Genomic DNA, 23,468 nt, shown 5'->3' with positions numbered 1-23,468 from the left:
CCTCATAGAAGATCACTATACAGCTTTTTGATGAAAGTTAAATCAATTCGATATATATTCATTTGCTTATTTAATTTTTTTCTTGCCCCCATACAATTAACCAACCGCTATACGCTTTATAATTGCCTGTATTCTATTAAATCCTAGCATCATTAAAGCGCTTTCACAAATTATTAGATGTTTTTCTTCAGAATTTTGCACTATAGCATACCTGGGGCTACGTGTTTCTTCCGCAACCTTTTTTAAGCCAATTTACCGCGAAGTTATTTTCTTGACTATCGGGGTACGTTGATTTTAAAAAAATTTCATAATTCATATGCATTTAGTGATTTGGTTACTCTAAATAAAGCTCTAAGGAAGTTTATTTAGGTGTTTTTGGTATTTCCCGTATTTCCGTAGCCACCATAGAAATCGTTTTTCTCGTTTTTCACATCATTTATTACTAACATTAAGTTGTTTATTTTGTTTGTTCCCTCTATCTCGTTTACCAATTTCAAGTCCGTTTTTTTAGTATAATTTTGACGTAGCACAAAAATAGCCGCATCCGTATGCTTTGCTAAGGCAAAAGCATCAGCAACCTTCCCTACAGGAGGTGTATCGATAATAATGTAATCGAATTGCGATTTTAGCTGTGCAAAAAGCTCTTCGACCCGTTGGTGAATTATTAATTCTCCAGGATTCGGTGCCATGGTACCTGCCCCAATAAAGTGTAAATTTGGCACCTGTTGGTAAGTGATTAGTAACTGTTGTATTTGTATCTGGGTATCGATTATGTAATCGGAAAGCCCATATTCATACTTTAAATCTAATTCTTTAGTTAATTTAGGTATTCTTAAATCGAAACCTAAGACAACCACTTTTTTCCCTGTAAGAGCTAAACTCGCTGCTAAATTTGTGGATACAAAGGTTTTCCCTTCTCCTGGATTCCCGGAGGTTACCATTATGGTTTGGTTGGCTGCGTTTTTGGTCATGAACTTTAAATTATGCCTCATTAACCTAAAAAGTTCCGCAATTGGTGTGTTGCTATTTTTACTTAGCACCACTGCTTTATTTGTATTATTGTGAGCCACCAGACCTAAAATTGGTGTACTCGTTAGATTACCCACCTCCTCTGCGTCTTCAATTTTTGTATTTAATTTTTCTTTTAAAAACACAAAACCGAAAGGCACTAACAAACCAAATAGGATTGCGCCCAAATATACGGGCGTTTTAGCCCCATTTATTGGGTATCCACTAGACCTTGGTTCTTCGATAATACGTGTATCTGCAAAAGGCACACTAATAGACAAGGCTTCTTCCTCTTTTTTCTGTAGGAGAAATAAATACAAGCCCTGTTTAAGCCCTTGATCTCTATTAATTTCCAATAAGGCTCTTTCAGCCGAAGGCACTGAAGAAATTTTAGACCTGTATTGAGCAGACTGATTCATTAAGTCCCTCTGGGATCTGGTTAATTGTAATTTAATACCTTTTAAATTTTCTAAAATTTGTCGTTTACTAGACTCTAAACGCTTATCGATTTCCCCTAACATGGGGTTCCCTATTCCCGTTGCATTTACTAATGCCACCCTTTCTTGAACGACCGTGTTGTAATTCATGATTGCAGCTACTAAGGCAGGATTTTGAATATTGTAAGAACTTATAGCTGTATAATTTCCCCCACCTGTTTGCCCTAAGGTTCTTTCAAGGGCATCAATGGCATTGATTTCGGTTCGCAAGGTTGCTAATTCTCTATCTACTTGATCGGCTAATTGGATAAAGCGTGATGCATCTGCCTCTACATTGGTTAGGTTATTACTTTGCTTGTAGTTCTCGACACTTTCTTCAGCGCTATTTAAATCTGTAGTTAATAGATTTAAACGCTCATCAATCAATTTTAGGGTAGATTCGGCTAGCAAGTTTTTGTGCTTCGCAGAATTGCGCGCATATACCTCTATGAGTTTATTAATTAAATCTTCCCCGCGTTGAGGAACGGCATCGGTTAAGCCTATTTCGAGCAAGCCACCTCCATTTTCGTAAACCGGAAACACATTTAAACGGGCATTATAATTAGAAGCCAAGGCTTCAGGATCCTTAAATCTAACAATTACTGGATTAGTATTTTTAAGGTCTAACTTTCCTTGTTGTTGTAATTCAATATGGAAATTTCCAAACTCAGTGTTTAATATTTCCCCGAATTCATACACTTTTTTATCAACAACTTCCTCGTCGACTAATTTTTCAACACTAAATTTGAATTCATCAAGTACCTTAACCCTGCCTAATGTCCCTTGCCTTAACAACGGTAATGTATCATTTAAAACGACTTTAAACGGCAAAGATTTTACATATACCTCAACCTCATTGAAACTTCCTTCTGCATAATATGCTACCGCATAATCCAACTCCTTAATAGTTTCTAACATTAAATCGTACGATAATAGCACCCCTATCTCGTCTTGGATGTTTTTAGACATTTTAATCAAGCCTAAATCGCTTAAAGACTGCAAACCAGAGGCCTCTCCACCACCATTTTCTTTATCGTTAAGCAGTACCTTACCAGCAATGTAATATTCGGATATTACGTTATAACGAATATGCAAAAATGCTAATACCAGACAAATTACACATCCTATTACAAATAGGTACCAGTACTTTAAATAACTTGATAATATTTTAAAAAAATCTTTTTCCATGACATTTAAATACTACTTATTATTATTTAAGTTCTATTGATTTAATTTTATAACCCTGTACAAAAAAAACCTTTTTTTTCACTTTAACAAAACATTTAAGTAGTAAAACAGATTAAAAGTCGCTGTTTTAGTTTAAACGCAATTAATTCTGTTTTAAATTAAATAAATCATAAATTTAAACTCATGAACTAAGCCTAACCTTAAGAAAGTGTGAATTTCTATACATCGCAAATATTTTCGTTTAATTATACTTTAGAATCATCAATAAGACACCACATAGAAACTTAAAACAATAAAACAAAGAACTTTTAACCAAAAAAATAGACATACAGCCAAAACCTTTTAGTTTATTAAAATATTTTTTTTAGTTTTAAAGCCAGAAAAAGCTATTAACCAATAAAAACAATTACAACTTAATAATGTATTGTAATTTTCAAAACAATGGACTTAAAAAAACTCTTTGTTAAACCTATTAAAATTCTGGTTTACAATAATATTTACTTCTATTAAATACCATTAACAAAAAAAACAAATCACTTATCTCTTTAGTCCATATATCTCCCTCAGAAAATAAAAATTATTAATTAAAAAAATTTAAAAATTTAAAAATTTAAAATGAAAGCAGTAATTCTTGCAGGAGGATTTGGAACCCGAATTAGTGAAGAAAGTGGGGTCCGTCCAAAACCAATGGTTGAGATAGGTGGAAAACCTATTTTATGGCACATAATGAAAACATATTCTCATTATGGCATTAATGATTTTATTATCTGTTGCGGGTATAAAGGTTATATGATTAAGGAATATTTCTCAAATTATTTTCTTCATACATCCGATGTTACGTTCGATATGAGAACAAATAATATGGAAGTCCATAATGTCAACTCTGAACCATGGTCTGTAACTTTAGTTGATACTGGTGAAAATACGATGACCGGAGGACGCGTTAAAAAAGTGGCTCAATATATTGGAGATGAAACATTTTGTCTCACTTATGGAGATGGAGTTAGCAATGTGGATATCAATAAGCTCATTTCGTTTCATAAAAGCCACGGAAAATTGGCTACCTTAACGTCTGTTCGTCAGCCTGGTCGCTTTGGAGTATTTACTTTAAATGGTGATGAAACTGAAATTAAATACTTTAAGGAGAAACCGAAAGGAGCCTCAGAAGGTACAGCTTGGATTAACGGTGGGTATTTTGTTTTAGAACCTTCAGTTCTTGATTTAATTGAGAACGACTCAACTGTTTTTGAAAAAGACCCTATGGAAAATCTCGCCAAAAATGGAAATTTATTCGCGTACAAGCATACTGATTTTTGGCAACCCATGGATACTTTAAGAGATAAAAATGTTTTAGAAGAAAGGTGGGTTAGAAATGATGCCCCTTGGAAAGTTTGGTAAATCTATAAATATGAGAAACAACAAAATTATTAATGAAGACCTGAATAATATTTATGATGGTCTCACAGATAAAGAAAAATCAAAATTTAATAACGCCACCGTTCTTTTAACGGGATGTGGAGGTTTTTTGGGCTATTACTTTGTACACTTCCTTACTAAATTCAAAGAGCAGCTAAAGATTAAACAGGTAATAGCACTTGAAAATTTCCTAACCGGAAATAAAGAGTGGCTTGACGAAATCGTTGAGGAGTATGATTTCTTTTCCCTACATGAATTTAATATAATAACCGATGATATTAGCGAAGTACCTGGTGCTGAAAATGCAAACCTGATTATTCATATGGCTTCAATAGCATCCCCTACTTTTTACAGAATTTATCCTGTAGAAACAATTGATGCTAATATTACTGGACTGCGTAGATTATTTGATTATTACCTAAATAAGAAGGTAACTGGATTTTTGTTCTTCTCAAGTAGCGAGATATATGGGGATCCTTTTAAAGAATATATTCCAACTCCCGAATCTTACCGTGGCAATGTAAATACTATGGGGCCAAGAGCTTGTTACGACGAAGCTAAGCGCTTCGGAGAGACCATGTGCTGGATTTTCAATAATCAATATAATTTCCCAGTAACTATTGCCCGCCCTTTTAACAATTATGGCCCTGGAATGAGTATACACGACAAACGTTTGCCAGCGGATTTTGCGAAATGTGTTGTTGAGGGAGATGATCTAAATATTCTTTCTGACGGTAAACCAACTAGAACTTTTTGCTATATATCAGATGCTATTACAGGATATTTAAAAGTTCTACTTTACGACAAGTTTGATGTATTTAACATAGGGATTGATAATCCTGAAATTTCGGTAAAAGAATTTGCTGAGATCTATGTTAAGAATGCAAAAGATATTTTTGGATATACAGGTAAAGTCACATTTGGAAATTCCGATGACGATGATTATATGACTGATAATCCAAATAGAAGATGCCCTGTAATTGATAAAGCTAAAGAATTACTTGGTTATAATCCTTCTATACACGTAGAAGAAGGAATTGCAAGATTCCTTGAATTTTTAAAAATCTATAACGGACAACTATTATGATATCAGTTCTAGGACTTGGATTTGTAGGTCTGACAACAGGCCTTGGATTTGCTAAAACGGGTTTTAAAACCTACGGATTTGACGTTGATGAAAATCGCTTAAATTCATTAAAAAAATTTAAAATACCATTTCATGAACCTCATTTAGAAAAAGTTTTAAGAGAAACAAATAACAAAACATTTTCTCTAGACACAAATTTTGAACAAGCAATTAAAGACAGTGAAGCAATTTTTTTATGTGTTGGAACCCCAAGTAAAGAAGACGGAAGTGCTGACTTGAAATATATTTATGCTGCAATTGAACAAGTATTAAATGTAGAAACTGATAAGCTTCAGGTAATAATCACTAAATCAACCGTTCCACCATCAACTGTATCTACTAAGATTATTCCTTTCGTTAAGGAAAAACTTTCACAACTACCTAATAGAAAAATTGTTTTTGCCTCAAACCCTGAATTTTTGCGCGAAGGCTATTGTTGGGAAGATTTTATAGAACCTGATAGAATTGTTATTGGTGTTGAGGATGATATTGCAAAAGATATTTTAAATAAAATTTATCTACCATTTAATGCTCCAATTCATTATGTTAGCTATAATTCTGCAGAATACATTAAATACCTATCAAACACGTTACTTTCAACTTTAATTAGTTACGCAAATGAAATGTCAATTATTGCAAATGAAATTGGCAATATTGATATTCCTAAAGCTTTTCGTATTCTACACGAAGACAAAAGGTGGTATGGTACTCCAGCAGGAATGTCTAAATATGTTTATCCAGGTTGTGGCTATGGCGGATATTGTTTACCTAAAGATACCTCAGCCTTAATTCAAGCATCAATCGAAAATGGTTTTAAACCCAAAATATTGAGTGCGAACCTTGAAATAAATAACACCATAAAACATTATATTGCTGATGCAATTGAAAGCAAAATAAATAAATCTGATACGATAGGAATTCTTGGACTATCATTCAAACCCGAATCTGACGACGTAAGAATAACTCCAACAAAAGCGATTATTGATTTACTGATTCAAAAAGGATATAAAAATTTATATGCTTATGATCCAATATCAATTAGTGAGTTTAAAAGGTATTATCCAGATATGGAATTAGATTATTGCAATTCTCTTGAAGAAATTTTATCCAAAACCAATAATGTCGTTATATTAACCGGTTGGAAAGAGTTCATACAAAATAAAGACGAAATTCAAGGAAAAAACGTATTTGATTACCGCTATATCTATTAATATGCTAGAAAAAATTAAAACTGAAATCCCTGGGCTCTATATATTAAAACCCAAAGTGTTTTCTGATAGTAGAGGTCTTTTTGTAAAGATTTTTCACAATTGTTTTTTTGACGATCTAGGCTTAAGAACTGATTTTGTAGAAGAGTATTTTTCGACCTCAGCAAAAGGTGTTGTTAGAGGACTTCATTTTCAAACTCCGCCTTATCAGCATGTAAAATGTATTATCTGCTTGAAGGGTGCTATTTTTGACGTTGTTGTTGATTTGCGTAAAAATTCACCAACATTTGGTAAGCATCTAACAATCAACCTAAAAGCTGATGAACCCAAAATTCTCTACATTCCAGAAGGACTAGCTCATGGATTTATGTCTTTAGAAGATGATACTATTTTCTTAAACAAAACAACTACTGTTTTCGATGCCGAATGTGATGCCGGAATTCACTGGAATTCCTGCGGAATAGAATGGCCTGATATCCCAATAATTCTCTCTGAAAAAGATAAAAATATGGTTTCTTTTAATAATTTTGATAGTCCATTTAAATAAATTCATTATGTATATAATTGACAAAAAGCTTCAAGAAAGAGAATTACAAGGAAATCCTATCAAGGTTGGGGTAATCGGCGCAGGGGAAATGGCAAAAGGATTAATTAATCAGATCTGTCGGTATACACCAGGAATGCAAGTAGTTGCTGTTTACAACCGCACATGCTCTAAGGCTGAAAATGCACTTTTAAAAGCTGGAGTAGATTCATTTAAAGTCACGGACTCTGAACATGTATTTTGTAAACTTATAGATAACGGTGACACTGCAATAACCAATCAAATAGATTTATTATTAAACGAACCGCAAATTGATGTTATTGTTGAACTCACCGGACATATCGAATTTGGTTTAAAAAATATTATTAAAGCTTTTAAAAAAGGTAAACATGTAGTGTCTTTTAACGCTGAATTAGAAGCGACATTCGGTCCATATCTAAAACAAAAAGCACAAGAACATAATGTAATGTATACATTGGGAGACGGTGATCAACCTGGTGTAACTCAAAATCTTTATCGTCATGTAAAAATGATGGGGTTTGAGCCATTGATATGTGGGAATATTAAAGGACTGCAGGATCATTATAGGAATCCAACAACTCAACAAGGTTTTGCTAAACAATGGGGAATGACTCCAGAAATGGTTACAAGTTTTGCTGATGGAACTAAAATTTCCTTTGAACAAGCCGTTACAGCAAACGCAACAAATATGTGTGTTACTCAACGAGGAATGGTTGGTCCGAATTTTAAAGGACACATTGATGAAATGACGACTGGCTTTTATCCTGATATAGATAAATTGAAAGAGCTAGGTGGCATAGTCGATTATGTTGTTGGAGCCAGTCCTGGCCCTGGAGTTTTCATTCATGCAACCACAGAAGACCCTCTTTCTGCTAAGTATTTAAAATACGGTAAATTGGGGGAAGGCCCTCTATACAGTTTTTATGTCCCGTATCACTTATTATTTTTCGAGCTTGCTTTTTCTATTGCTAGGTTAATAGATTTTAAAGATATAACACTAGATGCAGAGTTTGGCATGAAGGTAGAAGTTGTTGCTGTAGCCAAAGAGAACATGAAACCTGGAGACAGAATTGATGGTTTAGGAGGATACAAAACCTACGGCATATGTGATAATTCAAGTAGCGCAAGAAATGATAATTTATTGCCGATGGGATTAGCAGAGGCATGTACTATAAAAAAGCCTCTAAAAAAAGACGAATTACTTACACTTGATGACGTTGAGTTTGATAATAATATATTGTTTGATATTTACATGAACCAATTAAATACACCCAATTAAAAAATTAATAATGCATAAGGGCCACTCAAGTAAGAAAGTTTTACTAATTAGAAAAACATTAAAAAATTTATTCAATCCGACTTGGAAGAATTTAAGATAACAAAAGTGGCTTTTTATCTGCATATTAAAAAAACAACTAAATAATCATGAAAGATCAAATTTCAATTTTCATTCCAACCTATAACAGACCAGATTATTTAAAATTTGCATTAGAGGGTATAGCAGAGCAAAATCAGGATTTAATTGGTGAAATTTTGATTGGAGATAACAGTTCAAAAGACTATGTAGAAAAAAATAAAGCAGTTATTAACCATGTAACTGTTAAGAATAAAATACAACATATTGTTAATAATCCCCCCGTTAGCCCAGTTCAAAACCAAAATAACATGGCTCGGATGTGCCAATTTGATTTAGTTATGCTTCATCATGATGATGATAGATTATGTAAAGGAGCCTTAGATAGACTATATTATTTATCTAAAAATAATAAGGACAAAAATGTCATACTTTGGTTTGGTAAAAATCAAATTATGTTTGAGGATGGAATAATAGATCAAGACGCATCAGAAATTGAGATGATCAAATATGGAAAAGGTGATAAGGAAATCATAAAAAATATATGGGAATGGTGCTTAACAGAAAGTCTCCCTCCAAATGGTTTTCTTATCAAAAAAGAATTTTACGTCAACTATATGCAAGGCGATAATGATGGAAACATTTGGGACTTTGGCCATCATGTTCGACTCGGCAATTTAAGAGTTAATGATACCCCAGTTAAGGCACATTACATTCCGGAGAATATATTCATTTATAGAAGACACCGAGAAAGCGTGACAATCTCAAAAGGATTAGATGTTCATCGTAAACTTGAGATTGCTCTAAGCCTTAAGGTTGATGACAGCAAACATAAAGAAAAAACTCTATTGGTTAACAAACTTGCTTTGGTTGGCGCAAGACGATACTTGTATAATAGAATGCGCATGAAAGCCATTACAACCTGGATTCTACACACTTCAGCTAAACAGAAAACTTCCTACTTAGGACTTCAAACTTTTATAATGTTTTTTCTTCCTTCTTATTTTTTGAAAACCCGTAGTAAACCTAATAAAATTTAATACTTTGTATTTATTGCAGCAGATAAACTGATTTAATTTTTAAAATTAATGATAATAAAAGTTTTATGTTTTGTCACAAAACTTCTTCTAAGCTTTTGCAAATGATTATGACATTCATTTCTTGGAGAACCACCGGTGGATAAATCTTATCAACCCCAAGAATTGCTTGCGATCATTTAATTCCCAATTTGGTCTAATGAATAAAATAAAACAGTGTAGTTTTTAAAACAGCTAAAAAATCGCATTACAAGTGTGATTAAAGGCATTTACCTACTCAATAAGTGCGCACAAAGAAAAAATTCTAGTAGAATTTATAACTAAGTAAGATCCATGATAAATTACGGTTAAACAACATCAGTTTTATAGGATATAAAAGATTAACTGCTTTTAATCAAGCTACTTACTGTTTAAAATAGTATATACAACGCACAAATTCTAACACTTAAAAAAACTACACGTTAGATATATTGGCAGATCATATTTATGCCAGCAACAACACATTTAATGTTGTATTATAATATTTAATACAATTGATTTTAAACACTCAGAAAAAAAGCTACACAAGATTAAGCTAAAAGCCAATTGTTATTAAGGAAAAAGTATCTAGTATGTAATCAGTCGTATCGATAAAGAAAAAGTGCCCCCCTCCACAAGAAAATAAAGGCAAAACAAAACCCTAATTTAATTTTTATTATCCAACGCTATTAGCATAAAAACAACATATGTTTTTTATCAAGTTCACAACTCTAATCCTTATGTTTTTATCATTTAGGCATCACGGTAAAATCATAACTTGTTTAAGAATTTAAACAACTTTTCTAAATTTACGCTCTACTATTACATCCATTTCAGTAATTAAAGTATTTAAACGGTGTTGACCAATCATACGTTTTACACCTGAATTATTTTTACTTAACCATTGTTTTAGGTCAATCTCTTTTCTTGAAATTAATTTAGATAGTAATACTAAATCATATGAGCCGTTTTCTAACCAGCCTTTAATGGTTTCCACCTCTTCTTTATAAACTTTGGCCGGTTTACCATCAATAAACATATACCCCTTTACATCTTGTATAGCGAAAACAACTCCTCTATATTGTTCTGGAATATTGACAATTATGTGGGACTTAAATAATGGCATTTCAATTATTTTTTGTCTATTACTCCAAACTTTAATTTCTTGAACTAATGGATTGAATACTTCAAAATCCATTTTTTCTAGCATTTTTGAAACTTTACTCTCTTGCTTTTCTTTAACTGATAATACAAACCAACTCATAATATTATTTTTTAGTATGCTTTTTCTTCGCCACTAATGGCGTTAAAAACGGTTAAAAGAATTATTTTAAAATCTAAAAGAAACGACCATTTTTCTACATATAAAATATCTAATCGTATTCTGTTTAATATATCTGATGGATTAATTATTTCACCTCTATACCCTTTAATTTGTGCTAAACCTGTAATGCCTGGCTTTACAAAATGGCGTACTAAATATTTATCTACGGAAATTTCATAATCAGACGTGTGTTGTTCCATGTGCGGTCTTGGACCAACCACACTCATATCACCCATAAAAACGTTAAAAAACTGCGGTAACTCATCAATACTCGTTTTACGTAGTATTCTACCAATTTTTGTTACTCGTTTATCGTTTTTTGTCGCCATTTTTGAATTCGCATCTGAATTCGTGGCCATTGACCTAAATTTTATGCACTTAAATGTTTTACGCTTTAAACCATGTCGGTTTTGAGTAAAAAACAATGGCCCAGGTGATTCTAATTTAATTAAAACATATAACAAAGGCACCAACCAAGACAGCAAAAATAATATAACTATAGACGAAAAAACAATATCAAAAACACGTTTAGCTACCCTACCAAAGTCAGCATCCAATGGCACTGTTCTTAAATCTAAAACAGGTATTTGATCATATTTTTGTACCGTCATAGCAGGCGTAAAAATATCCTTATTATCCGGGATAATTTTTAATTTTATTAAATTATTGTCCGCAAAATTTATAAGATTTTGCAAATCAGATTTTGTAAGCTTTGCTGCAGTACAATACACCTCATCAACATTGTTATCGATAATATATTTAAAACAGTCTAATATCTCTCCTAAATAAGTCGGACTTTTCGAAGATTCATCATCAAAAAACCCACAGTATCTATAGCCATAATAAGGATTATCAAAAACTTTTCTAATTTTCTTTAAATTCTTATCTCGACCTATAACAACAACATTTAAATAATTACCCCCTTTAGAGCGATAATGCCTGATAAAAACATAAAAAAGCCATCTGTATACTGTGAGTAGTACACAAATAATTAAATAGATTAATAGATGATATTGAATAAAATCTGGCTGAATACCTGTTACGCCAAACCAAGAAAAGTATGTTAAACCATATATAATATACAGGTAAAACATTTTTTTAATATTTGTCATAAACGTCTCTTTACGAGCCGTTGGGTAATAATTTAAATTATAAGTAATAAGAAACCAAGCAACATTATAAAATATAATGCTTGTTATATTTAAATATGTACTTGGAGTCATAAAATATAATACTCCATTTATTATACTCAAATGAACAAGTACCGAAAAAGGGATAATTAAGTGAGAGTAACTCCTAGTTTTCATATAGCAACTTACATAATTTTATTATTGTAAAACAACAATAAATTAAATTATAACATTAGAGGTTAAGTTTCTTTAAACTAACAAAATGAAATGATGTATTTAAACATTAAATCCTTTTATTTGATTTCGTGCTATTAATCAAAACTTGGTTTAAAATTTTATTTTCAAAACAAAAAAACAGATAAAATAAAATATACAAGCAAATATTCTACACATCGCTATTATTTTCGTTAAAAGACAACATTATTAGTTTTAAAATAAATCATGAGTACTTTTAATTGTTTTCATCTTTTTTTACCAATAAATTTAGTTTAAAGTAAAATTAAAAAAATAAACATCTATAGTTCACCCCATACATCACCAAATTTTTTTCTAATAATTATAAAAAAAAGCAAACTTAATTTTCTTCTATTTTAAGATTAATCATGACGCTCAAAATTAAAACGCTTTTAATATTTCGAAAAAATACAATACTTTTGTTGAATAAATCGCCTAATTAGATGAACAACATTAAAACTAACTTTAGTATAAAAGATTTAGAAAATCTTAGTGGAATTAAAGCTCACACCATCCGTATTTGGGAAAAACGTTATAATTTACTATCTCCCAATCGATCGGATACTAACATAAGAAACTACAACTCTAAAAGCCTACAAAAATTACTTAATATTTCATTTTTAAATAAGAACGGCATAAAAATTTCAAAAATTGCCGAACTTGAAGAACATGAAATTTCGGCTCAAGTTAGAGAAATAGCCTCTCGAACAAAAACTGAAGACCAAGCTATTAACAGATTTAAAATAGCCATGCTTAACTATGATCAAGTATTATTTTACAATACCTACAATAGCTTAATTGAAACAAAAAGCTTTAACGATATTTTTTACGACGTTTTTTTACCTCTCTTAAACCAAATAGGTTTACTCTGGCAAACAAATACGATTACACCAGCTCATGAGCACTTTATATCAATACACATAAAACAAAAAATTTTATTAAATATAGAAAGGTTACAATTATTAGACCCAAAACCCACGTCTAAAACTTTCGTTTTATTTTTACCAGAAAACGAAATACACGATATTGGCTTACTATTCATAAATTATTTACTTCGAAGTAAAGGTTATCATTCTATATTTTTAGGAGAAAGTGTCCCTATGGAAAGCTTAAACGGGCTATTAAATTTCTTTGATAACATTTCGTTTATCACCTACTTTACCGTGGCTCCAGAAAATGATAAAATAGTAGACTACTTAACTCAATTTAGCCATTTATTTTTAACCAATAACAGTCAACTCTATGTTCTAGGTCAAAAAATTGCTTCAATCAATACAGAAGACTTACCTAATAACGTCATAGTATCAAATTCCATCAAAAATTTAATAAACTTAATTTAAATTTTATTTTGTTTGACATTTTACTATATTTGTTAAACAATGAAATTAAAAATTAATATAATTGGTTCCGGATTTTCAGCCCTAGCTGCTTCGTGCTACCTGGCAAAAAGTGGACATGACGTAACTATTTTTGAAAAAAATAAAACCGTTGGAGGGCGAGCTAGACAACTTATAAGAGAAGGATTTACTTTTGATATCGGACCAACTTGGTATTGGATGCCCGATGTTTTCGAACGTTTTTTTGCAGATTTTAATAAAGTACCTGCCGACTACTACAAGCTAGAAAAGCTAAATCCGGCTTACAGCGTATACTTTGGTAAAAATGATTATATAACCATTGAAGACACCTTAGAGAAAATAAAAACGGCTTTCGAAAAAGAAGAAAAAGGAAGTTCACTGATACTTCAAAAGTTTATTGATAATGCGCAAAGTAATTATAAAATTGCTATAACCGACTTAGTTTATAAACCAGGAGAATCTCCTCTAGAATTAGTAACCCCTAAAACAATAAAAAAATTAAATCAATTTTTCAGCACAATAAAACGTGATGTTAGAAAGGCATTTAAAAACAAAAAACTAGTTCAAATACTAGAGTTTCCAGTACTCTTTCTTGGTGCTAAACCAAGTAACACCCCTTCTTTTTACAATTTTATGAATTACGCCGATTTCGGGTTGGGAACATTTCACCCCAAAAAAGGCATGTATCAAGTTGTTTTGGCAATGAAAGCTTTAGCCGAAGAATTAGGTGTAACTATTAAAACACAAAACCCTGTCGATAAAATTATCGTAAATAATGGAAAAGCTATAGGAATTGTGTCCAACGGAGAAAAACACTTTGCAGATATTATTTTAAGTGGTGCAGATTACCACCACACCGAAACTTTATTAGATAAAGTATACAGGCAATACTCACCATCGTACTGGGAGAAAAAAATCTTTGCGCCCTCTTCCCTGCTTTTTTATGTTGGTTTTAATAAAAAAATAAAAAATGTAAATCATCATACCTTATTTTTTGATGTCGATTTTGACGCACATGCCGAAGCGATTTACGACAATCCTGAATGGCCAGAAAAGCCTTTATTCTATGCCAGTTTTCCTAGTATTACCGATAGTCATGCCGCACCAAAAGATAATGAAGCAGGCATATTTTTAATTCCGTTAGCCCCTGGTTTAAACGACACAGAAGAACTTCGAGAAACATACTTTAAAAAAATTATTACTCGTTTTGAGGAACTTACGTCACAAGATGTGAAAAATAATATTAAATTTAAAGAAAGTTTCTGTGTAAATAATTTTATAAAAGACTATAACTCGTACAAAGGAAATGCCTATGGTATGGCTAATACTCTTTTACAAACGGCATTTTTACGCCCTAAACTTAAAAGCAAAAAAGTTAACAACTTATATTTCACTGGACAATTAACGGTTCCAGGTCCAGGCGTGCCGCCATCGTTAATTTCAGGAAAACTAGCAGCCGATTTAATAATTAAATACCATTGCGCATCATGAAAGTATTATTCGACACGGTATCGTACAATTCTAGTAAATTAGTTACAAATACCTACAGCACATCTTTCTCTTTAGCTACTAAAATGTTGTACAAAAGTATAAGAAATGACATTTACAATATTTATGGATTTGTGAGGTTAGCAGATGAAATTGTTGATTCGTTTCAAGACTACGAGCAAGAATTTCTATTTAATAAATTTGAGGAAGACTTAGAATTAGCGCTAAAACATAAAATAAGCTTAAATCCTATTTTAAATGCATTTCAATATACTTACCATAAATACAATATAGACAAAAGCTTAGTTGAAGCTTTTATGAAAAGTATGCGAACCGACTTACACAAAAACGTGTATTTAACGCGGGAAGAATTTAAAACTTATATTTATGGTTCGGCAGATGTAGTTGGGTTAATGTGCTTAAAGGTATTTGTAAAAGGAAACAACGAAAAATATGAAGCATTAAAAGAAAGTGCTATGGCATTAGGTTCAGCGTTTCAAAAGGTTAATTTTTTAAGAGATTTAAAAGCCGATTTCGATAATTTAAATAGAAGTTATTTTCCAAATACAGACTTAAAAAATTTAAATGAGCTTTCTAAACAAAGTATAATTGCAGATATTGAAAACGACTTTACAATAGGTTTAGCAGGGATAAAAAATCTTCCAATAGAAGCAAAATTTGGAGTATTTACGGCCTTTCGATATTATAAACAATTATTGGAAAAGCTCAAGAACACCCCAGCTTTACAAATAAAGGACTCAAGAATTCGCGTTTCTAATCCTAAAAAAGTTGAATTATTAATGCGGAGTTATGTAAAATATCAATTAAATTTATTGTAACAATTTTATTATGCAATTATTAATCTGGATATTAACTTTTCTGTTAACCTTTTGCTTTATGGAGTTTATGGCTTGGTTTACACATAAGTACATAATGCATGGCTTTTTATGGCATTTACATAAAGACCATCACAACAAGGATCATAATAGTTGGTTTGAGCGTAATGATGCTTTTTTCTTATTTTACGCCTTTGTTAGTATTGGTTTTTTCTTACTTTGGAAATATACCAACTTCTGGATTGGCCTTCCTATAGGCTTAGGCATTTTTGCCTACGGTCTTTGCTATTTTATTGTACATGACATTTTTATACATCAACGATTTAAATTATTTAGAAATACTAATAATAGATATGCAAAAGCTGTAAGACGAGCTCATAAAATGCATCATAAACACTTAGGAAAAGAAGATGGTGAATGCTTTGGTATGCTATTGGTTCCTTTTAAATATTTTAAATTAAAGTAGATGAACTATTTATATCTTCTGATAAATTTAGGTTCATTTTCTATTCCGTTTTTATATAGTTTTCATCCTAAATTAAAATTCTATAAACTTTGGAAACCTTTATTTTTTGGAATTTTAATTAACTTTATCATTTTTATTCCTTGGGATATTATTTTTACCCAGAACAATATTTGGGGATTTAACCCATATTACTTTTTAGGAATAACAATTGCCAATTTACCTTTAGAAGAATATCTATTTTTTATTTGTATTCCTTACGCTTGCGTATTTACTCATTTTGCCCTTTTACACTACTTTCCTAAATTAGAATTGAAACAGAAGTTAAGCTCAAAATTAGGGCTTATACTTTCACTTTCTTTTTTTTGTATTGCCACTTACAACTGGGACAAATGGTATACCTTAATTGATTTTCTTTTAGCCTCAATATTATTACTTATCGCTTTAATTAAGTTCCCCGAAATATTGCAGCGTTATTTTCTAACATTTTTAGTAATGCTTATTCCATTTTTTATAGTAAACGGTGTATTAACAGGAAGCTTTATTCAAAATGAAGTGGTTTGGTATAATAACCAAGAGAATCTTAGTATTAGAATGTTTACTATCCCTATTGAAGATGCTGTATATGCTTTTTCAATGATTTTAATTAACTTAATAGTAATACATTTTTACAAACAAAAAGTGCAGTAAAAATACTGCACTTTTTTCTCAATTAAACTCAACTTACACTAATAATTAATTATTTCTATTCACCGTAATTGAGTTCGACAAATCGAAATTTCCACTTAAGTTACTAGTACTTTCGCCCATAGTTAAGCCCATTAAACCATCTTCGTAACGGATGTACCAAATTAAGCATACACCTACTCCTGCTCCATCGAAATTAACACCTTCAACATCGGTTATAGTTCCTGGTAATCCCAAAATAGTTCCGTCGGCATCTGTAATTATATAAGAGCTGTTTGTTCCACTCGTAGTTCCAGAAACAGTAATTCCAGAAACATAATCTGCCATACCATCTCCTACTGTAAAGTTAAATGGTCCGCCCTCTAACATACCTGCACTTGTATAAGCTTCTCTGTTAACTGTAATACTGTTTGATAAATCGAAAGTACCCGACAAGTTACTCGCGCTTTCTCCCATGGCTAATCCCATTAAATCATCTTCATATCTGATATACCAAATTAAACAAACTCCCGCTCCTGCTCCATCAAAATCTACACCTTCAACATCGGTAATTGTTCCTGGTAAACCTAAAATTGTTCCTGCTTCATCCGTTATAATATAAGATGCGTTTGTTCCCGAAGTCATTTCTGTATTTGTAATACCAGATACCATATCTGCCATTCCATCACCTACTGTAAATGTAAATGGGCCTCCTTCTAAAGTTCCAGCATTAACATAAGCCTCTCTGTTCACTGTTAAACTATTGGACAAATCGAAAATTCCAGATAAATCGTTTGCACTTTGCCCTGCTTCTAAACCTGTTAACCCATCTTCATAACGAATATACCAGATTAAACATACGCCTACACCTGCACCATCAAAATTAACGCCTTCCAAATCTGTTAAAGTACCAGGTAAACCAAGAATAGTTCCTGCTTCGTCTGTTATTATGTACGAGAAGTTTGTACCGTTTGGAGTTCCAGAATTTGTAATTCCGGACACGTTATCAACAACACCATCTCCGGCCGTAAACGTAAAAGGACCTCCAACTAAAGTTCCGGCATCCGGACCGCCTAAACGATTTACAGTTAAACTGTTTGATAAATCGAAGTTTCCAGATAAATCTGCCGTAGAGTTTCCTGTTTCTAAACCCGTTAAGCCATTTTCGTAAGCCAAATGCCATATTAAACACACACCTACTCCAGCGCCATCAAAATCTACACCTTGAAGATCGGTTAAAGTAGTTGGCAAACCAAGAATATTACCAGCATCGTCGGTAATTACATAAGTTGAATTTGCACCTTCTACATCGCTAGATAAAGATATTCCAGAAACATAATCTGAGGTTCCGTCTACATAAAATGTAAAAGGTCCTCCAGATAAAGTTCCTCCATTTGTAGCAACTAAATTTGTATCGTCGTCCTCGCAAGACACAAATAAAAATGTCGAGGCTATTAAGCCTAATAATACTTTTTTAATCATAGTGTTTTTTGTTTTTTGTTTTCTTAAATCAAAATTACACTATGCTTGTAGCTTTAAATGTTAGCTAGCTAACATTAGGCGATTTTTTGGTAAATAATTATTTCTTTTCTATTAAATTCAAGAAGTTTTTTTTCTTTTAGCTCGTTTAAAAGGATGTTTAATGTTGGTCGTGAAGTACCAATAAGCGAAGCAATATCTTTTTGTGTATATGGATGCTGTATTACTTTATGTCCTGTTTTTTCACAATCGTACCCGTAGTCTGTACATAAATCTTCTAAAAACTCCTTTAAACGTGTTTTGGCGTCTTTAAACATTAATAACTTAAGGCGTCTTTCTAGTTTTTGAAATTTAAACCCTATAAACTTATACACTTTAAAACTAAAGGTTTGGTTATCTCTCATTAAATCGTGCATGGTGTCTACACTTATAGGGCAAATACTGGTAGTATTATCTAACGATTGTGCAAACTCATCGCGATTATTTTCTCCTAATATAGCTTTTTCACCAAAAAGCTGTCCTTTGGTTAAAATAGATTTAATAACCTCCGATCCGTCTTCGTTGTAATATCCTATTTTAACTTTTCCTTTTTCTATTAAAAAAACTTTATTGGAGGAATCGGCTTCAAAATAAATATAGTCCTCTTTCTTATAATTATTAAAACAGTGGGCTTGCTTGTATTTTTTAAACTTGTGTGGACATAAAACTTTAAAAAGATTTACATCTTCGAAAAACCAAAGTGCAGTCATTTTGAAAAATTTTGTTAGTTGAGTCCTTTTATTGTCGGGTTTATTTAACAAAACTTTCAGAAAAAAACATAAAAAAAGCCTCTTAAAATAAAGAGGCTTTTTTTTATTGTTTTTGTTCTTATTCTTCTTCGTCGGTGGCTTCTTCTTTAGCATCCACTTCCAACAAATCTAACATATTATGTTTTTGTAACAGGTTGTACCATTGTATTACCTTTTTTATATCGCTGGCGTAAACTCTATCTTCGTCGTAATTAGGTAAAATATCGAAAAAATATTCCTCTAATTTATCTTTACTATCTTTTGGTTTAACCGATGCAATTTCACCATTTTCTTTGTCTTTAATTTTTTTTAAAACTACATGTAACGGTACTTCTTCTTCTAAAGTATAAATCGCAATTTCACTTAAAACACTTACGTTGTTTTGCATGGTTACCGATATACGCTTATTATCGATTAATGACTGAGCAACAAAACCACCACGGGTTTGCGCTACTAATTTGTATAAACCTGGTTTACCAGAAATGGCTAAAACTTTTTCTAAACTCATTCAGTTATTTTTTTGGACAGCAAATTTAATTGTTTACTTAAAATTTGCAAGTTATCTTTTCTTTTTTTCGGATGGAAAACGCATTCTGTAATCGACTCTTATTTTGCCTTTTGAAATGTTTGCGAGTCTTCCTTTAATAATTCGTTTTTTAAAACTAGACAGTTTATCTGTAAATAAAACACCTTCAATATGATCGTATTCATGCTGAATAACACGCGCTATTAAACCATCGTAAGTTTCGGTATGCGGCTTAAAGTTTTCATCAAGATATTCAATAGTTATTTTTGGTTTTCTAGACACGTCTTCGCGTACATCTGGAATACTTAAGCATCCTTCGTTAAACACCCAAGCTTCACCTTCTTCTTTAGTGATTTTAGCATTTATGAATACCTTTTTAAAATCTTTTAAAGCTACTTGTTCCTCTTTAGATAAGTCTTCATCTTCTGCAAAAGGCGTTGTATCAACAAGAAACATTCTAACTGGCAGCCCTATTTGTGGAGCAGCTAACCCAACACCATAGGCATTATACATAGTTTCGAACATATTATCTACCAACTCGTTTAGCTTTGGGTAGTCTTTCGTAATGTCTGTTGCTTTTTTTCTTAATACAGGATCGCCGTATGCTACAATGGGTAATATCATGCTTTATTTTTTATTCGCGCAAAAATACTAACTTATAACGTATAGTTACAAAAAGTTAATATATTATTTTGAATATAGATAATTCTGCAAAATTAAGGTGGCACTAATTTCATCAATTAATGCTTTATTTTGGCGTTGCTTCTTTTTTAGTCCGCTGTCTATCATGGTTTGAAATGCCATTTTCGAGGTAAAACGTTCGTCTACACGTTCAATTTTAATATTAGGAATGTTTTTTTCTAAGTTAATTATGAACTCTTTAATGTACTTTTCACTTTGTGAGACGGTATTATCCATTTGTTTAGGTTCGCCAATTACAAATAAATCCACTTTTTCTTGACTTGTATATTCCTTTAAAAAACGAATTAAATCTTTGGTATTAACCGTGGTTAAACCCGATGCAATAATTTGTAACTCATCTGTTACAGCAATACCTGTGCGTTTTGTTCCATAGTCAATCGCTAAAATTCTTCCCATAAAACAAAAGTAATAAAAATAGGAAAGGCTGTTTTTGCAAACAGCCTTTAATTAATGGTTAACCTTAAATTATTAATATTTGAACGTTGTTATTAAGCCTTTACAGCTTTATTCGATCTTGGAAATACTACAGAAATATTTCCAGCACTTCTTTCTCTTGTTAAGTATTTTCTAATATCGCTAGTACCACGAGCAATAGTTTGCTTTAATTCGTTAGCATCGATTAATAATGTTTCAGAATCGTTATTCATTGAAGTAGCGATAGAGTCATTGTTATTTTCAACAGTTACAATTTTTACAGTTTCAGTAACTTCAGAAGTGTTTTGAGCTGAAGCAAAAGAAACACTTAATAAAAAAACTAAGAATATGTATAAATTTGTTTTCATGGGACTGTTGTTGTTTGACACTTCAAATATATATCGACAGGAAGGTTCAAGCGCAAAAAAATAGTTGTAAACACTGGTATTTTCGTTTATAAGACGAGTGGTATAATTCGCCTGTTTAATAGATTAAAAACACTATTTTACGGATGAAATACAATAAATTTGTGATTAACCGAACGAAAACTACCATTCAAAGACAAACGTGCCGTTTATGGATTAAAAATTAAGCCCTTTTTTACCTATGAACTGCACATTTGTAATGCACTTCATCATGTTTTTTTAATAAGACCTATTATATTTGCCAAAAATTAAATCATACAATGACTGAGTTACAACAAATCATAGAAAAGGCGTGGGATGACCGCTCGCTTTTAAAAGATGAATCTACTACTACTGCCATTAAAGCTGTAATTGAAAAATTAGATAAGGGCGAATTGCGAGTAGCTGAACCAACTGCAGATGGATGGCAAGTTAACGAATGGGTAAAAAAAGCTGTAGTGCTTTACTTCCCAATTCAAAAAATGGAAACTTTAGAAGCTGGTATTTTTGAATACCATGATAAAATGCCTTTAAAAACTGATTACGCAGGCCAAGGCGTACGTGTTGTGCCTGGTGCTTCTGCGCGCCAAGGTTCGTACTTATCTCCTGGCACTATATTAATGCCTAGTTATGTAAATATTGGTGCATATGTAGATGAAGGCACTATGGTTGATACTTGGGCAACTGTTGGTAGCTGTGCACAAATTGGAAAACACGTTCACCTTTCTGGAGGTGTTGGTATTGGTGGTGTTTTAGAGCCTTTACAAGCTGCCCCGGTTATTATTGAAGATAACGTTTTTGTAGGATCTCGCTGTATTGTTGTTGAAGGTGTACACGTAGAAAAAGAAGCTGTTTTAGGTGCTAACGTTGTACTTACCATGAGTACTAAAATTATTGACGTTACCGGAGATGAGCCTGTTGAAATGAAAGGTCGCGTTCCTGCGCGTTCGGTTGTAATTCCAGGAAGTTACACCAAAACATTCCCTGCGGGAGAATACCAAGTACCATGTGCTTTAATTATTGGTAAGCGTAAGGAAAGCACAGATAAGAAAACCTCATTAAATGATGCGCTTCGCGAAAACGACGTAGCGGTTTAATACATTTAATACCCAATAAACGAATTCCAAATTCCAAACTATTACCTAGGAATTTGGAATTTTTTGTTTGAAATTTACGCCTTATGAAGATTTTAGTGATACAACAGAAAATGATTGGCGATGTGCTTACTAGTAGTATTCTTTTTGAAGCTTTACGACATAAATACCCGCAAGCGCAACTAGATTACTTAATTAACGAGCATACATTTCCAGTTGTAGACCAAAATCCGTTTATTGATAATTTTGTTTTCTTCACTAAAAAAGAAGAACAAAGTAAACAAGAATTATTAAAATTTGCTTTATCAATTCGTAAACAAAACTATGATGTTATAATTGATGTTTATTCAAAATTCTCAAGTAATTTAATTAGCTTTTTATCTTCCGCGGCTATTAAAATTTCAAAATATAAATGGTACACATCATTTATTTACACAAACACTTTTAACGATGCCAAAATTAAAAACACCAATGCAGGATTAGCTGTTGAAAACAGACTACAACTATTGGAACCTATTTTAAATTATAAACCTCAAGTTTTCAAGCCAAAAATTTATTTAACGGCAGAAGAACTAAAAAATTCGAAACGTTTTTTACAACAAAACAACATTGATTTATCGAAACCTTTATTTATGATAAGTGTTTTAGGAAGTAGCCTAAAAAAAACCTATCCTTTCTTTTATATGGCAAGACTAATTGATGAAATTGTTACAACAACAAAAGGTCAAATTCTTTTTAATTATATTCCAAATCAAGAGCAAGACGCCAAAGCGATTTATAATGCATGTAAACCTGAAACGCAGCAACAGATTAAATTTGATGTTTTTGGTAAAAGCCTGCGCGAATTTATTGCTATAACCAAACACTGCACGGCATTAATTGGTAACGAAGGTGGCGCTGTAAATATGGCCAAAGCTATTGATGTACCAACCTTTACTGTTTTTTCTCCTTGGATTACAAAAGCCGCTTGGAACATGTTTGAAGATGGAAAAATTCACGTTTCTATACATTTAAACGACGTAAAACCTGAAATTTACAATAACAGATCGAAAAAATACTTAAAAGCGAATTATAAACGTTTATACGAGACTTTTACACCCGATTTGATTTTAGAAAAGCTAAACCTATTTTTAAAAGAAAACTAGTTCTTTTTAATAAGAACCTGA

At 31.9% G+C, this 23,468-nt stretch carries 22 protein-coding genes; 13 read left to right on the top strand and 9 right to left on the bottom strand.

The window, feature by feature from the left end:
• Positions 1–365 precede the first annotated feature (365 nt).
• Complete coding sequence (locus LG651_RS13180; protein WP_226696585.1) at positions 366–2,672, bottom strand: GumC family protein; 2,307 nt, start codon at positions 2,670–2,672, stop codon at positions 366–368.
• A 615-nt stretch (positions 2,673–3,287) separates the two neighbouring features.
• Here LG651_RS13180 and rfbF point away from each other — a divergent pair.
• The 6 genes from rfbF to LG651_RS13150 all read left to right on the top strand — a co-directional run bounded on the left by rfbF (position 3,288) and on the right by LG651_RS13150 (position 9,381).
• On the top strand, positions 3,288–4,070 hold the full coding sequence (gene rfbF, locus LG651_RS13175; RefSeq protein ID WP_226696584.1) for a glucose-1-phosphate cytidylyltransferase: 783 nt from the start codon (positions 3,288–3,290) through the stop codon (positions 4,068–4,070).
• Between the two features lie 10 nt (positions 4,071–4,080).
• On the top strand, positions 4,081–5,175 hold the full coding sequence (locus LG651_RS13170) for an NAD-dependent epimerase/dehydratase family protein (protein WP_226696583.1): 1,095 nt from the start codon (positions 4,081–4,083) through the stop codon (positions 5,173–5,175).
• Positions 5,172–6,425 carry a UDP-glucose dehydrogenase family protein gene (locus LG651_RS13165; RefSeq protein ID WP_226696582.1) on the top strand — a complete coding sequence of 418 codons (1,254 nt, stop codon included), beginning with the start codon at positions 5,172–5,174 and terminating at the stop codon, positions 6,423–6,425. Before LG651_RS13170 ends, LG651_RS13165 begins: the two co-directional genes overlap by 4 nt.
• Position 6,426: 1 nt before the next feature.
• Positions 6,427–6,969: a dTDP-4-dehydrorhamnose 3,5-epimerase gene (rfbC, locus tag LG651_RS13160; protein WP_226696581.1), complete on the top strand. Its 543-nt coding sequence runs from the start codon at positions 6,427–6,429 to the stop codon at positions 6,967–6,969.
• 7 nt (positions 6,970–6,976) lie between these two features.
• A complete protein-coding gene (locus tag LG651_RS13155) occupies positions 6,977–8,266 on the top strand; it encodes an NAD(P)H-dependent oxidoreductase (RefSeq protein WP_226696580.1) in 1,290 nt (429 codons plus the stop codon).
• A 146-nt stretch (positions 8,267–8,412) separates the two neighbouring features.
• Positions 8,413–9,381 (top strand): glycosyltransferase family 2 protein, encoded by a 969-nt coding sequence (locus tag LG651_RS13150; RefSeq protein ID WP_226696579.1) that lies wholly within the window; start codon positions 8,413–8,415, stop codon positions 9,379–9,381.
• Positions 9,382–10,186: 805 nt separating this feature from the next.
• Here the strand turns inward: LG651_RS13150 and LG651_RS13145 are convergent.
• Both LG651_RS13145 and LG651_RS13140 read right to left on the bottom strand, forming a co-directional pair.
• Positions 10,187–10,660, bottom strand: a complete 474-nt coding sequence (locus LG651_RS13145) for a transcription termination/antitermination NusG family protein (RefSeq protein WP_226696578.1) — start codon at positions 10,658–10,660, stop codon at positions 10,187–10,189.
• Between the two features lie 11 nt (positions 10,661–10,671).
• Positions 10,672–12,027 carry an undecaprenyl-phosphate glucose phosphotransferase gene (locus tag LG651_RS13140; protein WP_226696577.1) on the bottom strand — a complete coding sequence of 452 codons (1,356 nt, stop codon included), beginning with the start codon at positions 12,025–12,027 and terminating at the stop codon, positions 10,672–10,674.
• Between the two features lie 500 nt (positions 12,028–12,527).
• Between LG651_RS13140 and LG651_RS13135 the strand changes: the two genes are divergently transcribed.
• Genes LG651_RS13135 through LG651_RS13115 form a run of 5 tightly spaced genes read left to right on the top strand, consistent with a single transcriptional unit; the run spans position 12,528 to position 16,919 of the window.
• The gene (locus tag LG651_RS13135) at positions 12,528–13,424 is read left to right on the top strand and encodes a MerR family transcriptional regulator (RefSeq protein WP_226696576.1); all 897 of its coding nucleotides are present in this window, start codon (positions 12,528–12,530) and stop codon (positions 13,422–13,424) included.
• A gap of 39 nt (positions 13,425–13,463) precedes the next feature.
• Positions 13,464–14,933 (top strand): phytoene desaturase family protein, encoded by a 1,470-nt coding sequence (locus LG651_RS13130; protein ID WP_226696575.1) that lies wholly within the window; start codon positions 13,464–13,466, stop codon positions 14,931–14,933.
• Complete coding sequence (locus LG651_RS13125) at positions 14,930–15,769, top strand: phytoene/squalene synthase family protein (protein WP_226696574.1); 840 nt, start codon at positions 14,930–14,932, stop codon at positions 15,767–15,769. Before LG651_RS13130 ends, LG651_RS13125 begins: the two co-directional genes overlap by 4 nt.
• Before the next feature lie 10 nt (positions 15,770–15,779).
• Positions 15,780–16,232, top strand: coding sequence for a sterol desaturase family protein (locus tag LG651_RS13120; protein WP_226696573.1), 453 nt, complete (start codon positions 15,780–15,782; stop codon positions 16,230–16,232).
• Complete coding sequence (locus LG651_RS13115; RefSeq protein ID WP_226696572.1) at positions 16,233–16,919, top strand: lycopene cyclase domain-containing protein; 687 nt, start codon at positions 16,233–16,235, stop codon at positions 16,917–16,919.
• Positions 16,920–16,964: 45 nt separating this feature from the next.
• Here LG651_RS13115 and LG651_RS13110 read toward each other — a convergent pair whose 3' ends face one another.
• The 6 genes from LG651_RS13110 to LG651_RS13085 all read right to left on the bottom strand — a co-directional run bounded on the left by LG651_RS13110 (position 16,965) and on the right by LG651_RS13085 (position 21,172).
• Positions 16,965–18,377: a hypothetical protein gene (locus LG651_RS13110; RefSeq protein ID WP_226696571.1), complete on the bottom strand. Its 1,413-nt coding sequence runs from the start codon at positions 18,375–18,377 to the stop codon at positions 16,965–16,967.
• 74 nt (positions 18,378–18,451) lie between these two features.
• Positions 18,452–19,123, bottom strand: coding sequence for a Crp/Fnr family transcriptional regulator (locus LG651_RS13105; protein WP_226696570.1), 672 nt, complete (start codon positions 19,121–19,123; stop codon positions 18,452–18,454).
• Between the two features lie 118 nt (positions 19,124–19,241).
• Complete coding sequence (locus LG651_RS13100; protein ID WP_226696569.1) at positions 19,242–19,670, bottom strand: DUF5606 family protein; 429 nt, start codon at positions 19,668–19,670, stop codon at positions 19,242–19,244.
• Positions 19,671–19,721: 51 nt separating this feature from the next.
• On the bottom strand, positions 19,722–20,312 hold the full coding sequence (gene def, locus LG651_RS13095; RefSeq protein ID WP_226696568.1) for a peptide deformylase: 591 nt from the start codon (positions 20,310–20,312) through the stop codon (positions 19,722–19,724).
• A gap of 63 nt (positions 20,313–20,375) precedes the next feature.
• Complete coding sequence (gene ruvX, locus LG651_RS13090) at positions 20,376–20,786, bottom strand: Holliday junction resolvase RuvX (protein ID WP_226696567.1); 411 nt, start codon at positions 20,784–20,786, stop codon at positions 20,376–20,378.
• A 92-nt stretch (positions 20,787–20,878) separates the two neighbouring features.
• Positions 20,879–21,172: a hypothetical protein gene (locus LG651_RS13085; protein WP_226696566.1), complete on the bottom strand. Its 294-nt coding sequence runs from the start codon at positions 21,170–21,172 to the stop codon at positions 20,879–20,881.
• A 317-nt stretch (positions 21,173–21,489) separates the two neighbouring features.
• On the opposite strand from LG651_RS13085, the gene LG651_RS13080 reads away from it, so the two are divergent.
• Both LG651_RS13080 and LG651_RS13075 read left to right on the top strand, forming a co-directional pair.
• A complete protein-coding gene (locus tag LG651_RS13080) occupies positions 21,490–22,305 on the top strand; it encodes a 2,3,4,5-tetrahydropyridine-2,6-dicarboxylate N-succinyltransferase (RefSeq protein ID WP_226696565.1) in 816 nt (271 codons plus the stop codon).
• 83 nt (positions 22,306–22,388) lie between these two features.
• Complete coding sequence (locus tag LG651_RS13075) at positions 22,389–23,447, top strand: glycosyltransferase family 9 protein (protein WP_226696564.1); 1,059 nt, start codon at positions 22,389–22,391, stop codon at positions 23,445–23,447.
• Positions 23,448–23,468: the final 21 nt, after the last annotated feature.

It is taken from the genome of Neotamlana sargassicola, assembly GCF_020523965.1.
Lineage (GTDB): Bacteria > Bacteroidota > Bacteroidia > Flavobacteriales > Flavobacteriaceae > Neotamlana > Neotamlana sargassicola.
The sequence above is the reverse complement of the archived record's forward strand: the minus strand, read 5'-3'. Positions and strand labels throughout refer to the sequence as shown.